Origin of the sequence: Binatus soli (SeqCode), from assembly GCF_050015535.1 — a bacterium.
GTDB classification, from domain to species: Bacteria; Desulfobacterota; Binatia; order Binatales; family Binataceae; genus Binatus; species Binatus soli.
Genome location: NZ_JBEKBF010000008.1, coordinates 23,563 through 37,744, shown reverse-complemented (window position 1 = coordinate 37,744; position 14,182 = coordinate 23,563). Strand labels below are relative to the sequence as shown.

At 61.0% G+C, this 14,182-nt stretch carries 16 protein-coding genes; 11 read left to right on the top strand and 5 right to left on the bottom strand.

The window, feature by feature from the left end; genetic code table 11:
• The first annotated feature begins 12 nt into the window (after window positions 1-12).
• From ABR989_RS07705 to ABR989_RS07660, 10 genes are all read left to right on the top strand, one after another.
• Window positions 13-1,344 carry a citrate synthase gene (locus ABR989_RS07705; protein WP_428127233.1) on the top strand — a complete coding sequence of 444 codons (1,332 nt, stop codon included), beginning with the start codon at window positions 13-15 and terminating at the stop codon, window positions 1,342-1,344.
• 405 nt (window positions 1,345-1,749) lie between these two features.
• Window positions 1,750-1,983, top strand: coding sequence for a helix-turn-helix domain-containing protein (locus ABR989_RS07700; RefSeq protein WP_428127231.1), 234 nt, complete (start codon window positions 1,750-1,752; stop codon window positions 1,981-1,983).
• A 101-nt stretch (window positions 1,984-2,084) separates the two neighbouring features.
• Window positions 2,085-2,900, top strand: coding sequence for a class I SAM-dependent methyltransferase (locus ABR989_RS07695; RefSeq protein WP_428127230.1), 816 nt, complete (start codon window positions 2,085-2,087; stop codon window positions 2,898-2,900).
• 77 nt (window positions 2,901-2,977) lie between these two features.
• Window positions 2,978-3,796 carry an alpha/beta fold hydrolase gene (locus ABR989_RS07690; protein ID WP_428127229.1) on the top strand — a complete coding sequence of 273 codons (819 nt, stop codon included), beginning with the start codon at window positions 2,978-2,980 and terminating at the stop codon, window positions 3,794-3,796.
• Window positions 3,797-3,811: 15 nt separating this feature from the next.
• Window positions 3,812-4,975, top strand: coding sequence for an acetyl-CoA acetyltransferase (locus tag ABR989_RS07685; RefSeq protein WP_428127226.1), 1,164 nt, complete (start codon window positions 3,812-3,814; stop codon window positions 4,973-4,975).
• A 24-nt stretch (window positions 4,976-4,999) separates the two neighbouring features.
• Window positions 5,000-5,425: a Zn-ribbon domain-containing OB-fold protein gene (locus ABR989_RS07680; RefSeq protein WP_428127223.1), complete on the top strand. Its 426-nt coding sequence runs from the start codon at window positions 5,000-5,002 to the stop codon at window positions 5,423-5,425.
• 13 nt (window positions 5,426-5,438) lie between these two features.
• The gene (locus ABR989_RS07675) at window positions 5,439-6,122 is read left to right on the top strand and encodes a PHP-associated domain-containing protein (protein ID WP_428127221.1); all 684 of its coding nucleotides are present in this window, start codon (window positions 5,439-5,441) and stop codon (window positions 6,120-6,122) included.
• 38 nt (window positions 6,123-6,160) lie between these two features.
• The gene (locus ABR989_RS07670; RefSeq protein WP_428127218.1) at window positions 6,161-6,607 is read left to right on the top strand and encodes an FAS1-like dehydratase domain-containing protein; all 447 of its coding nucleotides are present in this window, start codon (window positions 6,161-6,163) and stop codon (window positions 6,605-6,607) included.
• Window positions 6,608-6,635: 28 nt separating this feature from the next.
• Window positions 6,636-7,055, top strand: a complete 420-nt coding sequence (locus tag ABR989_RS07665) for a MaoC/PaaZ C-terminal domain-containing protein (RefSeq protein ID WP_428127216.1) — start codon at window positions 6,636-6,638, stop codon at window positions 7,053-7,055.
• A gap of 103 nt (window positions 7,056-7,158) precedes the next feature.
• On the top strand, window positions 7,159-8,433 hold the full coding sequence (locus tag ABR989_RS07660; protein WP_428127214.1) for an anaerobic sulfatase maturase: 1,275 nt from the start codon (window positions 7,159-7,161) through the stop codon (window positions 8,431-8,433).
• Window positions 8,434-8,464: 31 nt separating this feature from the next.
• On the opposite strand, the gene ABR989_RS07655 is transcribed toward ABR989_RS07660, so the two are convergent.
• The 5 genes from ABR989_RS07655 to ABR989_RS07635 all read right to left on the bottom strand — a co-directional run bounded on the left by ABR989_RS07655 (window position 8,465) and on the right by ABR989_RS07635 (window position 12,713).
• A complete protein-coding gene (locus ABR989_RS07655) occupies window positions 8,465-9,610 on the bottom strand; it encodes an ABC transporter permease (protein WP_428127211.1) in 1,146 nt (381 codons plus the stop codon).
• 62 nt (window positions 9,611-9,672) lie between these two features.
• A complete protein-coding gene (locus ABR989_RS07650; protein WP_428127208.1) occupies window positions 9,673-10,224 on the bottom strand; it encodes a hypothetical protein in 552 nt (183 codons plus the stop codon).
• Window positions 10,224-10,754, bottom strand: a complete 531-nt coding sequence (locus ABR989_RS07645; protein ID WP_428127206.1) for a hypothetical protein — start codon at window positions 10,752-10,754, stop codon at window positions 10,224-10,226. Before ABR989_RS07645 ends, ABR989_RS07650 begins: the two co-directional genes overlap by 1 nt.
• A 163-nt stretch (window positions 10,755-10,917) precedes the next feature.
• Complete coding sequence (locus ABR989_RS07640) at window positions 10,918-12,129, bottom strand: CaiB/BaiF CoA transferase family protein (RefSeq protein WP_428127205.1); 1,212 nt, start codon at window positions 12,127-12,129, stop codon at window positions 10,918-10,920.
• 137 nt (window positions 12,130-12,266) lie between these two features.
• Entirely contained in the window at window positions 12,267-12,713 is a 447-nt protein-coding gene (locus ABR989_RS07635; protein ID WP_428127202.1) for a hypothetical protein, read from the bottom strand.
• A gap of 314 nt (window positions 12,714-13,027) precedes the next feature.
• On the opposite strand from ABR989_RS07635, the gene ispG reads away from it, so the two are divergent.
• Entirely contained in the window at window positions 13,028-14,179 is a 1,152-nt protein-coding gene (gene ispG / locus ABR989_RS07630) for a (E)-4-hydroxy-3-methylbut-2-enyl-diphosphate synthase (RefSeq protein WP_428127200.1), read from the top strand.
• The last annotated feature ends 3 nt before the right edge of the window (window positions 14,180-14,182 follow it).

Genomic DNA, 14,182 nt, shown 5'->3' with positions numbered 1-14,182 from the left:
GAGGCAACATCAATGGCAAACAACACGTTGACAATCACCGACAATCGGACCGGCAAGAAATACGATGTACCGATCGAGGAGGGCGGAGTGATTCGCGCGATGGATTTGCGTCAAATCAAGACCGGCGCCGATGACTTCGGCCTGATGACCTACGATCCGTCGTTCGGCAACACGGCGTCCTGCCGCAGCCGCGTCACGTACATCGACGGCGACAAGGGGATACTGCGCTATCGCGGATATCCGATCGAAGAACTCGCCGAGAAAAGCAACTACCTCGAGACTGCGTACCTGATCGTCAAGGGCGAGCTGCCGGACCAAGCGCACTACGACCGCTGGAAACACAACATCACGATTCACACGATGGTGCACGAGAATATCAAGATGTTCATGGAGGGCTTCCGCTACGATTCGCATCCGATGGGAATGTTGCTCAGTACCGTCGGCGCGCTCTCGACCTTTTATCCCGACGCCAGCGCTATACACGACCTCGAATCGCGCCGGCTGCAGACCCGCCGCCTGATCGGCAAGATCCCGACCCTGGCGGCGTTCGCCTTTCGGCATACCCGGGGACTTCCTTACGTCTATCCCGACAACGACCTCAGCTACACCGGCAATCTGCTTGCGATGCTGTTCAAAATGACCGAGCTTACATACAAACCGAACCCGGTGCTCGAGCGCGCGCTCGACGTACTCTTCATCCTGCACGCGGATCACGAGCAGAACTGCTCCACCAATGCGATGCGCGCGGTGGGAAGCTCGCAGCCTGATCCCTACGCCTGCGCGTCCGCTGCTATCTCGGCGCTTTACGGCCCCCTGCATGGCGGCGCGAACGAAGCTGCGATCCGGATGCTTATGGAAATCGGTTCAGTGTCGGCCATTCCCGCGCTGATTAAGAAGGTCAAGGAGGGCGAGCGCCGGCTGATGGGCTTTGGGCATCGAGTGTACAAAAACTACGATCCGCGCGCGAAAATCCTCAAGCATTTTGCGGAGCAGGTGTTCGAGGTGACCGGCCGCAATCCGCTGATCGATATAGCGGTAGAGCTCGAACGGATCGCGCTCCAGGACGACTATTTCATCTCGCACAAGTTGTATCCCAACGTCGATTTCTATTCGGGAATAATTTACCAGGCGATGGGCTTCCCGATGACGATGTTTCCGGTGTTGTTCGCGATCCCGCGGACTTCGGGATGGATGGCGCAATGGGCGGAGATGGTGCGCGATCCCGAACAGAAGATCGCGCGGCCGCGCCAAGTCTATATCGGCGAATCGACGCGGCACTACACGCCGATACAGTCGCGGCCCAAGCCGACGCAGCACGAAGATGCGGTTAGCGAGGCAATCTAACGTCAGGTTAGATGATTTCAAAAGCGTCGCGCGGCGGCGATGATGGTGAGCCGGTAGCGAGTGGCGCTGTTATGGCGAATGCTTTAGGGGCGGTTATGGAACCGCCCCTTTTCTTTGCACATCACGCGTTGCGCGTCGATGAAGCGTCTTTCTCTCCTGGAAAACTGGTAATCCGCAGGATTTTGAAGTGAGGCGTTGAGTTCTTTTAGCCATCTTTCGCTAACCATAACGCAATGTGACGCACCTTTACCAAGATTCTCAGCCTCTGACGGGCGCGAATGGTCAGTATTGACTTATTCGTGGCACGGTTAGAGGCTGCATTGTGGGTTTTTGTGCGGCATCAAGCGATACCTCTCGTTTAAGGGGGAATTGATAAATTTCACCGAGGGGGGGGCTTGGCTTACGATGGCATCCTCGAAAGATATTCTGACCATCTCGGAGTTGTCGGCGCATCTTCGCGTCCATCCAACTACGATTTACCGCTTGCTGCACGAAGGACGAATACCGGGCTTCCGCGTAGGCAGTGCGTGGCGATTCAGCCGCGCGGCGATCGAAATCTGGGAGCACGGGCAAGCCGATCCAATCGACGAAAAATCCGCGCCCACGCGCAAACCCAAAGGCCGCAAGGCACGAAAGTAGCGGCAAACTCTTCTCCGCGCGCCTGCTTTTCTGTCATCCTCAGCGAAATCGAGCGGCCACGCTCCGCTCGGACTGACGGAAGGAAGAAGGGACGGCGCGACATGGACTCCAGCGAAAGTGAAACCTCAGGGCATCGCAGACCTTTACCGGTAGCCGAGTACTTCGGCCGCTTAGCCGCCACTTATGGCGATGGCGAGTACTACGGGAATCGGCGCCGCGCCGTCCTCGAGACGATCGCGGGGGAAATCGCGGATGCGCGCGACGTGCTCGATGTCGGATGCGGCAATGGCGCCTATCTCGCGAAGTTTGCGGCGGCGCCCGGAAATCGCGTTCGTGGGGTGACCGGCGTCGACTTGTCGATCGACATGCTGCTGTCCGCGCGCAATCGCGTCGGCGTGAAATGCCGGCTGCTTTGCGCGGACGTGTCACGGCTGCCGTTCAAGCCGGAGTCGTTCGATTTCATTTTCGCAAGCCACGTGCTTCAGTTCGTTGCGGATCTCGACGGCGTCGTGGCGGAGTTCGCGCGATGCGTGCGGCCCGGCGGGTTGCTGGTGGCAACCGGGCAGCGGGACGAAGGTTTTCGGCAGATGCTGAGCGCGATCGTCGGTCCGGACCGATGGCGCGAATATCGCGACGTGATCTTTCAGCGTGCGGGCCGCCGCCAAGCCGACGCGGCTCCCGATGATCGCTACCAGCGGGCGTTTGCCAGGTCCGGTCTGCGCGTCGAGGAACGCGCGGCGCCATTTACAATCCAGTGGGCGGATATCGAAGAGTGGATCAGCATCAGATGGATGCCATTGATACCCGAGGGCGAGCGCCAACAGGCCGACGCGATGCTGGCGGAAGTCGCCAAGGCGGGCGCGTCGCGCAGCTTGACCCTGCGCGAACCGCTGATCCTTGGCAGGCGGGATGTCTGAGTCTGGCGCCGTTTGACAAGCGCGCGCTCAACCTAATAGCTAACCCACAAAAGCAGATGGCGGAGAGTTTCGCGCCGATGCCAACGAAATACACCGATGTGAGGGGATACGCGACCTACTACTTCTATAGCGGCGCTACGACGCTGCCCGACGTGGCGCCGGACTTTTCACGCGGCCGCAAGATTTTGTTCGTTCACGGCGCCGGCTCGAACGGTCACACCTGGCATCGCCAGATCGACGCGTTCGGCGGCCGGCACAGTCCGATCGCGCTCGATCTGCCCGGGCATGGACGCTCGGCGGGCGTCGAGGGGCTGCGCACGGTTCAGGACTATGCCGACTTCGTTGCGGCTTTTCTTGACATGTTGAAGATCAAAGCGGCGGTGATACTGGGGCATTCGATGGGCGGCGCGATTGCGATGGACCTGGCGATCCGCCACGCCGCGCGCGTCGAGGCGTTGATCCTCAGTTGCACGGCGCCGAAGTTCAACATCACGGCCGATCGAATCGAGGCATTGCGGGCAATCACGATGGGCCGGGCGCCGCAGGCCTTCAACACTGACGGCTATTCGCCCCGCACGGTGAAGGAAAACTTCGACGTGGTCCGCGAAGGCTGGATGGAACAAATCAAGACCGATCCGCGCGTGCGCTACACCGACATCGTCGCCTGCTCGCAGCTCGATTTGCGCGACGCGATCGGAAAGATCGACAAACCGGCGCTGGTGATTGCCGGCGCCGACGACCAGGGCACCACGCCGGCCGACGCGGAGTTTATCGCGGGCAAGATTCGCGGCGCGACCTGCAAGATTATCGCGGACGCCGGTCACTATATCCCGCGCGAGCGTCCCCCCGAGTACAACGCCGCGATCGAACAGTTCGTTTTTTCGTTGGCTAACTGAAGATAGGAATTCGAGATGAGTTTAAGCCGCAAAACCGCAGTGGCCGGCGTGTTCGAGCATCCCACCCGCTTCGCGCCGGACAAAAGTCTGTTTCAGATAATGGCGGAGAGCCTGCGTGGCGCGCTGGACGACGCCGGGTTGACGATCAAGGACGTAAACGGGCTGTGCACGACCGGAATGGGGATGAGCGGGATGGGAATCGTCGGCTTCTGCGATTACCTGAACCTGACGCCGAACTTTGTCGACTCGACTTCGATCGGCGGGTCGTCGTTCGTGGCGCACACCGCGCACGCGGCGGCCGCCATCCACGCCGGGCTGTGCGACGTATGCGTGGTGGTCTATGGCTCGACGGCGGCCTCGTCGCGGTTTGCGATTGGCACGGGCGGAGAACGCGGCGGCGCAGGCGATCCGTGCGACCAGTACGAGATTCCGTTCGGGCCGACGACCGTCGGGGCGTATGCGATGGTCGCGCAGCGCCATATGCATGACTACGGGACGACCTCGGCGCAGCTGGCCGAAATAGCGGTCACGACGCGGCTGCATGCGTCCATGAATCCGGCCGCGAAGTACCGAGACCCGATCACGGTGGAAGACGTACTCGCGTCGCGAATCATCTCGTCGCCGCTGCATCTGCTGGATTGTTGCATCATCAGCGACGGCGGCGGCGCGCTGGTGATCACGTCGGCGGAGCGCACGCGCGATTTGAAGAAGAAGCCGGTTTACATTCTTGGCGCGGGCGAGACGGTGCGGCACGCGGCGCGCGGGCAGCGCGATTTTCTGGAAATCGCGGCGGCGCAATCGGGCCGGCTTGCGTTCGAGCGCGCGGGCGTCGCGCACAAGGACATCGACATGGCGATGATCTACGACTCGTTCACGATCACCGTGCTGGCCACGCTGGAGAATCTCGGCTTTTGCAAGCGCGGCGAAGGCGGCGCGTTCGTGTCGGGCGGAAGGCTGCGCTTCGACGGCGAATTTCCGATCAACACCGACGGCGGGGGGTTGTCGTCGAACCATCCGGGGATGCGCGGAATCTTCCTGGTGATCGAGGCGGCCAAGCAACTGCGCGGCGAATGCGGTCCGCGGCAGGTCAAGGATTGCGAAATCGCACTCGCGCACGGCACCGGCGGCGCGCTCGGCACGCGCCATTCGGGCGCGACGCTTATCCTCAGCAATCAGTAACCTCGGGGCGGACGATAAATCATGGTGGAACAGACGCAAGCGAAAAAATACTCGAAGCCGCTCCCGCATCTCGACGAAGAGAACCGTCCGTGGTGGGAGGCGCTTCAACGGCACGAACTTTACATCCAGAAATGCGCAACTTGCGGCGACATCCGCTACTATCCGCGCGCGCTGTGCACGAATTGCATGTCGTCGCAGGTGCAATGGATAAAATGCAGCGGGCGCGGCAAGGTCTATACCTTCACCACGACGTATCAGAACCAGGCACCGGGGTTTCGCGAATCGATACCGTACATCATGGCGTACGTCGAGTTGGAAGAGGGCGTGAAAATGCTCACCAACCTTGTCGACTGCCGGCCGGAACAGGCTAAAATAGGGATGCCCGTCGAGGTCGTATTCGAGGACGTCACGCCCGCGGTGACGCTCGCGAAATTTCGCCCGGCGAGGTGAGGGCTCAATCCTGGTGAGTACAATCCTTGATCTGCACACGCATAGCGAAGCATCGGAAGACAGCCGCGCACCGGTAGAGGCGTACCTCAACTGGATCAAGCTGCGTCAGGCCGAGCGGCCGGTCGATGGAATCGTCCTGACCGAGCATCGCCAGTTCAATCGCGACGCCGACTACCGCCATCTCGAGGACAAATTCGGAACGTTGGTGCTGCGCGCGTCGGAAGTCGAGACCAACTACGGACACATGCTCGTGTTCGGGGTGAACGATGACATGGTGGCGCGCTTCGATTTTGCCGACGTGCGGCTCGACGCGCAGACCTTGATCGATGAAGTGGCGCGCATGGGCGGAATTGTCGTGCCGTGTCATCCCGGCCGCCCCAATATCGGGCTCTACGAGCACTATCAATCGAGGCCGCCGCTGGAGAACGTGGTCGCGGTCGAGGCGCTGAACGGCGGCTCGCGCAAGGGCGAGGACGAGCGCAGCGCGGAATTGATCGCGAAATACGGTTTTGCCGCGACCGGCGGTTCCGACAGCCATCTGGTGAGCCTGATAGGGCTGTGCGCGACAAAATTCAGCGCGTACATCAAGACGATCGACGACCTGGTGCGGGAATTGAAGACCGGCAATTACGAGCCGGTGGATTTCCGGCCGCGGCGCAAAACCGTGCCGCATGCGGTCGCGATGGAATCCAGGTAACGCCGCGACTGCGATAGCAAGACAGTGAGAAAATCAAGATGGCAGTGAATTACGATCCGGCGCTGATCAACAAGACCTTCGAAATCACCGAGCCGGTCGAAGTCAAGGCCGACAAGATAAAACGGTACTGCGCGGCGCTCGGCGAGACCAATCCGATATACACGGACGAGGAGGCGGCGAAAAAAGGCCCGTACGGAGGGATCGTCGCGCCGCCGTCGTTCGCGGTGACGTTCCGCAACGGGCGGCATTTCTTCGACAACGTTCCGCGCTTCGGACTGCGCGGCTTCGACGCCGGCAAGGATGTCGAGTTCGTCGCGCCGATAAGGCCAGGCGACCAGGTAACGCTCAGCTCGCACGTAAAGGAAATCTACGAGAAAACGGGACGGACGGGCACGATGGTGTTCGTCGTAATCCGCTCGACACTGAAGAACCAGAACGATCAAGTGCTGGCCCATATCGACCATCGCTTCATGAACCGCCCCTGAGCGCATCGGGATCGGGAAGTCGAATTGCGTGAATAGTTTCGAAGAGATCAATATCGGCGACACGCTCGGCCCGCTTGAGCTGTTCGTGAGCAAGGATCAGTGCCGCGCCTACGCCAGGACGATGGGCATGGGTGAAGGCGCGGGACGCTTCACCGACGATGAAGCCGCCAGGAAGGAAGGGCTGCCCGGGATGATCATCCCGGGCAACATGAGCCTCGGACTGCTCTCGAAGCTGGTGACGGACTGGATCGGCTCGAGCAATGCGTGGCTGACGCGGATGAACACGACCTATCGCGTGCCGGTGCAACCCGATCACACGGTCACGATTCACGGCTTTATCACGAACAAGAATCCCGAAGAGCGCACGACCGAGATCGACGTCTGGATGGAAAACGAGGAGTCGGAGCGCCTCGTGACAGGGACGGCGACCGTCGAGTTCAGAAAGTAGCAGACAGAATCGGCGCGCTACCGCGTCCCTGTTTGTCGCCCGACGTGCAGATTCAACTGCCTCTTTTTTGATAGCTCACGCCAGGTGGGGAGTGTATCACTGAATGGTGGCAGCTTCGCGGGAATTCCAGGTGATGGCAAAACCGGCGGGCGCGGTCTGCAACCTCGACTGTAGCTACTGCTATTACCTCGACAAGTCGGCCCTGTATCCGAACGGCGGATCGCTTCGGATGACCGATGATCTGCTGGAGCGCTACATCGTCCAGCACATCGAGGCCTGCCCTAAGGACATGATTTTCTTCGAGTGGCACGGCGGCGAGCCGACCATCCTAGGGCTCGATTATTTCCGCCGAATCGTCGAGCTCCAGCGCAAGCACCGACCTGCGGGACGGCAGATCCTCAATGGCATTCAGACCAACGGCACGCTGATCGACGACGAATGGTGCCGCTTCCTCGCCGCGGAACGCTTCCAGGTCGGCATCAGCATCGACGGACCGAAGGCGCTCCACGACCGCTATCGCGTGACCAAGGGCGGCGGTACGACCCACAAGCGGGTGATCCAGTCCATCCGGCTCTTGAAGCGCTACCGGATTCCATGCGACGTGCTGTGCGTCGTGCATCGTGGGAACGTCGGGCAGCCGACTGCGGTTTATCGCTTTTTCAAGGAGCTCGGCGTGGAGTTCCTGCAATTCCTTCCGCTGGTCGCGCGGCAAGGCGGGAGCGGGGTAAGCGCGGAGACGGCGCCGGCAGAAGCCTACGGAGAGTTCCTGTGCACGATTTTCGACGAGTGGTTCAGGCACGATATCGGCCGGATCGCCATCCAGAACTTCGATGAGGCGCTCAGACCCTTGCTCGGGGTGGAGCATGCTTTGTGCATTTTCAAGGAGACCTGCGGCGATGTCGTGGTCGTCGAGCATAACGGAGATTTCTACTCCTGCGATCATTTTGTCGATCCGGAGCACCGCATCGGGAACATTCTCGAAACACCGCTCGTGGAAATACTGGAGGACCCGGCGCAGCGCGAATTCGGACGCAAGAAGCGGGACGGACTGCCCCAATACTGCCGGGATTGCGAGGTCCTGAAGTCGTGCAATGGCGGGTGTCCAAAGGACCGGTTTGCCCGGACACCCGACGGCGAACAGGGTCTTAACTATCTTTGCCCGGGCCTGAAAAAGTTTTTCACCCATAGCCGCCCACGCCTGCGGAAGATCGCGTCGCTGATGCGGTCAGGCGTACCAGTGGAACGGCTCATGGATCATCTGCGCTCCGAGGATGGCGAAGCCTCTCCTCGAACAGGGCGGAACGACCCTTGCCCCTGTGGCAGCGGCCTGAAATACAAGAAGTGTTGCCTCGATTCTGGTAAATCGCAGCCTGATTAAGACCGTGAGGCTGAGCGGCCTCGAAGGGGCCTTACACGGCGCGGAGTTCGGTCGAAATGTCGCCGCGGGTGGCCAGAGTCGCAGGTATGAACCCGCTGGCTGCTCCGATCAGGGCGGCGATCATGAAGCTGTAGGCAACGATTCGCGGCGATAGCGTCAGGGAGAGCGCGAGCGGACCGAGCGCTCCGGAAACGTGCGGCAACAGTTCGAATCCCAGGAGCGCCAAGGCGCATCCGAGGACACCGCCGGCCATGCCGACGACCAGTCCCTCGACGAGGATTCGCGCAATGATCGAGTTGCGCGTGAATCCAATCGCGCGCATCACCGCCATCTCGTGGCGCCGTTCGCGCACCGCCATCGCAGCCGTGTTGACGGCGACCAGCGCGATCGTGAAGATCACGATCACCGCAAGAAATTTTGCGCCATTAACCAGAAGGGCAAGATTGCCGGCCATCTCGCTCTTGATCAGCGCGACTTCGGTTTCGGTGGCCGTCTCGTGCGCCGAATTGGCGAACATTTCATCGATTGCGGCGATCACCTCGGGCGCCGATTGCGAGCGGTCTATTTTCACCCAGAACAGGTTCGCGGTGCCGGGCCTGCCCAGCAGTTCTTCCATGTAGTCGCGCCTGAAAATAATTTGAGGCCCTGCGGCTTTCTCGTTCAGCACGCCCACAATTGTCAGTTGCAGATCGACCGGATACACCGTACCGCGCAGCATGATCGTGTCGCCGACTTTCCAGCCGTAAATCTTCATCAAGGTGGCTCCGACGAGGCCTGCGGTGCGCATGCTTTTGAATTCGCGTTCGGCTTCCGCGCTGACTTCCCAATCGGGAAAGATTTCGGGGATATGATCGTCGTCGGTGGCGAGGATGCCGATCTGCTCGTTCGGATCGCGGTAGGTTCCCATGAAGACGCTGTAGCCGGCCACTGCCTCCACGTGTGCAACTTTTTCGATCTGCCGGCGATACGCTTCGGGCAACATATAGTAGAAGCCCGCCTTGCTGTGACAGATCAGGCGCAGCGAGTTGGCGCGGTCGCGCAGGACCTGGTTGAGCAGTCCCGGCAGGCTGATCAGGGACGCGAAGATGAATACCGAGACGGTGATCGACAGCGTGGTAAGAATCGTGCGCCGCTTGTTGCGGGTCAGGTTTATGAGCACGAGCGACAGGTATTTCATGGCGCAACCGAGCGGTGGAGGGTCAAGTCCACAATCGAGCTTACCCTGAACGCGAAGCTTGGCTAGACCAGCAGGGAGCCGCGGAAGGGCTCGTCGCGCTGGGGAGGGAACTGGAGCAGGTTGACGGCCCATTTGCGCGCCTGGCGCAGCGCGTCCTCGGCGCGGCGGAAGATTCGCTCGCGATGCATCACGGACCATACGTACGCATCGACCGACGGCTCCTCGCCGAGCGTGATGTCGATCATCCAGTCCTCGAGCTGCGGGCCGCAAATCAGCAGGCGCACGACGCGCCCGTGATCGATTACGATGCCGCGCGCCTCGCGCGGGAGGCGAAACTCGTCCTTGACGCGCTTGATGACATTGGGCGGCGCATGCTGCTCGGTCATCGCGACGTAGGCCCAATCTCCCTGCGGAGGATTGGCCTCGCGCGCGACGCGCAGGTTGTTGTCGGTCAGGTCTTCCTTGGCGCGATCCTGATCGTAATCGCGCGCGACCTGGTAAAAGGCCATCGCGACCGGCAACTGCGGCATCTCAGTTTCGGACTTGGCCTTTTTGGGTTTCTTGAAGGTGGTTTCGACCCACCAGCGGTTTTCGACGTTGGGCTTTTGCGGCATCAGGCAACCCGGCGAGATTTGCGAGCGTCGATCCGCGCAGAGCGCCTCGATTTTCGTGCGATCGAAATACGCGGGCGGCGCTTGCGGACGCGATTTGCAGCGCGACGCGTGCTCGAGATTCCCGCCCGCATGCGCGAGCGCGATGCACTACGGCGGCCGGGGACTTTAAGCCCGGTCACCATCCGGCGCGAGAACAGGTCGGCCTTGCGCTCGGCGTCAGACCAGAACAGGAAATGACCCATCTCGTGGTAGATCATTTGAATCCACAGGCGCTCGCTGAAATAGACGCGTCCGCGTTTCCAGTTTTCGGGATGCACGAGATGGATGCGGCCGTCTTCGTAGGTGCGGCCGGCGGTCTTGCCCCAATCGATATACTCGAACCATTTGACACGCGGGCGGCGCAGTTTGAAGTATCGGCACATCGAGGAAATGGCGCGGTTGAAATGCGCGGCGCGATGGCCGCGGAAAAATTCGGCGAGGTTGCGATCGATTTCGCGGCGATGAGCGACAGGAGGAACAATCATTCGCACGAGCAGGCGACCTCCGCTGACAGGTGATAAAGATCATACGGAGGCGCGTTCATCAGAGTCAAACCTTTTCAGGAAAGTGCAGTTTTATAATGGCGTTTTGATTGCACACGAAGTTCAAAATCGCCTGTCAGTAGCGGGTTTGGTGCATCGTACAGATGGAAATCTAACCCAAGGCGCCGGAGGCTTTGAGACGCGCGATCTCGTCCCACGTCAGGCCCATTTCAAGCGCGACTTCCTCGGTATGCTGGCCCAGTTCGGGGGCCGCACGATGGGGCAGTGGGTGGGAGTCGCCAAACTCGACGGGGCTGTTCACGACGCGGCATCCGGGAATATTCGGATGGTCCACGGCGGCGAAAGCGCCGATAGCTTCGGCCTGCGGATCGTCGAGCACTTCGGCGTCGGTGCGCACAGGGGCCCAGATGAGATTGTGGCGATCGAAAATCGGCGCCCAATCGTCGCAGCTCCTCGCCGCAATCGCGCGATCTATTTCGTCTGTGAGCGCGGCGCAGTTTTGCGCGCGCGCGACTGAATCCTTGAAACGCGGGTCGTTCAGCCAATCCGGTTTGCCGAGCGCGAGGCAGAAATCCGGCCAATAGCGATCGCTCTGAATCATCACGAAGTAAATCCATCGCGCGTCGGCGCATCGATAGGAACTCCACAGCGGATTAATGCGCTGGGTGCGCGACTCGGATCGGGGAGAAAAGCCGGTCATGAGGCCGATGGTAAGATCCGACGCGTTCATCCACAGGCCCATCGAGAACAGCGAGATGTTGACCTCGCGGCCGCGGCCGCTACGCTCGCGTGCGAGCAGGGCGGCTGAGATTGCGCCCGCCAGACCCAGGCCGACGGCGTGATCGATCATCGCGGGCCGCTGCCCAGGCGGCGACTGTCCCGGCTCGGCGATCGTCGCCATCAGGCCCGAGCGCGCCCACGCGGCGGCGTAGTCGTAGGCAGGGCGATTGCGATCGGGTCCGCGATGCCCGTAGCCGTTGATCGACGCGTAGATGAGCCGCGGATTTTTTGCGGAGAGGGTCGCGTAGTCGAGTTTCATGCGCTCGATGGCGTCGAGGCGCAGGCTGGTGACGAAGACGTCGGCGTGTTCGATCAGCTTGAGCGCGAAGGCGTGGCCGTCGGGGCGGCGCAAGTCAACGGCGACCGAGCGTTTGTTGCGATTGTCGAGTTCAAACGGCGGACGGATGCGCGCGTTGGGATCGCCCATGGTGCGCGTAACGAGGCCGCGAATCGGGTCTCCGGTGGCCGGGTCTTCGAGCTTGATAACGTCGGCGCCCCAGTCGCCCATCACGGCGGTGGTGGACGGGCCTGCGACCCACATCGCAACTTCGACGACTCTGACGCCCTCAAGCGGACGGTCCATAGCATCGGTCTCCCTTGGTTCGGATGAAGTCGAATTGGTATCAGGAGTCGGCGGAAGAATGAAACCGTGCGCGGCGTTTGTTTCTTTTCTTCTCGGCCCGCGGCCTGAATCCGGCGATTGAGTCGGAGTGTTAGTTGCTAGTGGGCGGGATCGACGCGGTGCATCCTGCGCGGATTGCGCCGGCGCGGTCGATTAACCGTCAAGCGTTGGATCCGGCTCGCTTCCTTGAGCCGCAGGCGCAGCGGACCGCCGCCGCGGCCGGCGACCAGTTCGGACAGCCGCCATCGCAAGCCCCGGGCGTCCATGCCGAGCGCGTCGCATACGTTGTCAAATGACAACGGAGAAGTGACGCCCTTGGTGAAGAACCAGTTCCACGCGTCGTTAAACGAGTTGCGTTTGCGCAGGCTCTTTGAGCCGCTGAATTCCTGCACGACGTTGATCGCGTCAGCCAGCACCGCGAGCATCAGGCGCTGCTCGCTGGAGAACGATCGCGCCCCGACCATCTCGAAGAACTGGCTGCGAAGGATAACGTCGGGAAACGGACGCAGATCGGCGGCAGCGATTGTGGAGACGACGGTACTCATTGCTCAGCTTCCTCTCCTCCCCGAGCGAAGAGCTTGAATGTCCAAAAGTGGCCGCGAGAGATGGGCGAAGCCAGCAACATCTCTTATGCAACTCCTCATTCCGTCTAATATTATCGACGGAAAAAGAACTTAATGAGAACGCTGACCGATTGCAAGGGAAAAGTCATAGCGCAAATTCGTGGTCGCAAACGCGCTCGGGGCGTCGGTGAACGATGCGCTCAAAGGCGCGAAGGGCAGTTGTTATCGATACGAGCGGACGGTCTGCTATAGTTGTCAGAAGCAAGCGTGGCGCTCGCCGAAAGCAAACGGTGGAAATGGATCAGGCACGAAAAGATCGGAAGACACGGCAGATAACGATCGGCGGCGCCAAGGTCGGCGGCGATGCGCCGGTCGTGGTGCAATCGATGTGCGCGACGCGGACGATCGACGTCGATCAAACAGTCGCGCAGGCCCATCAGTTGGCGAAGGCAGGCGCGGGAATCGTCCGGATCGCGATGGACAGCGAGAAGGAAATCCCGGCGCTCAAGGAAATCCGCGCGCAGACGAAGGGAATCGTGCTGTCGGTCGATTTGCAGGAGAACTACAAGATCGCCGGCCGGGTTGCGCCGCACGTGGACAAGATTCGCTACAACCCGGGCCATTTGCACCATATGGAAAAGTCGAAGACGATCGAGCAGAAGGTGAAATCGATCGTCGATGCGGCGCGGGACAACAACCTCGCGATCCGGATCGGCGTGAACTGCGGCTCGGTCGCGCCGGCGTTTGTGGACAAGTATCCGGGCGATCAACTGGCCGCGATCGTGGAGTCGGCGGCGTACCATTGCGAGCTGATGGACGAGCTCGGCTTCACGCGCTTCGTCGTGTCGCTGAAGGATTCCGATCCCAACAAGGTGATGGACGCGAATCGGCGCTTCTCGAAGCGGCGGCCGGACGTGCCGATCCATCTTGGCGTCACGGAGGCGGGGTTGCCGCCCGACGGAATCATCAAGACCCGGATAGCGTTCGAAAAGCTGCTCGCGCAGGGTATCGGCGATACGATCCGGGTCTCGCTCACGCTGCCCAACGAGCGCAAGCACGAGGAAGTGATAGTAGGGCACAAGATTATCGAGGACGTCGCGGCGGGCAGGTTCATCTCGGTGCCCGATTTCGGTACGGGGCTCAATATCATCTCGTGCCCGTCGTGCTCGCGGGTCGAGAACATGAAGTTCGTCGAGCTGGCGCAGCAGGTCAAGGAACTCACGACTTACGCCCAGAAGTACAAGATCACGATTGCGGTGATGGGATGCCGGGTTAACGGGCCGGGCGAGACCGATGACGCCGACCTTGGGTTGTGGTGCGGTCCGACCACGGTGAATCTCAAGAAGAAAGATCGCAAGATCGGTTATTTCGGCTACGACGAAGTGCTGCCCAAGCTGCGCGCCGAGCTGGATCGGCTGATTGCCGAGCGCACGGCAGCGGCGAACTAAGCG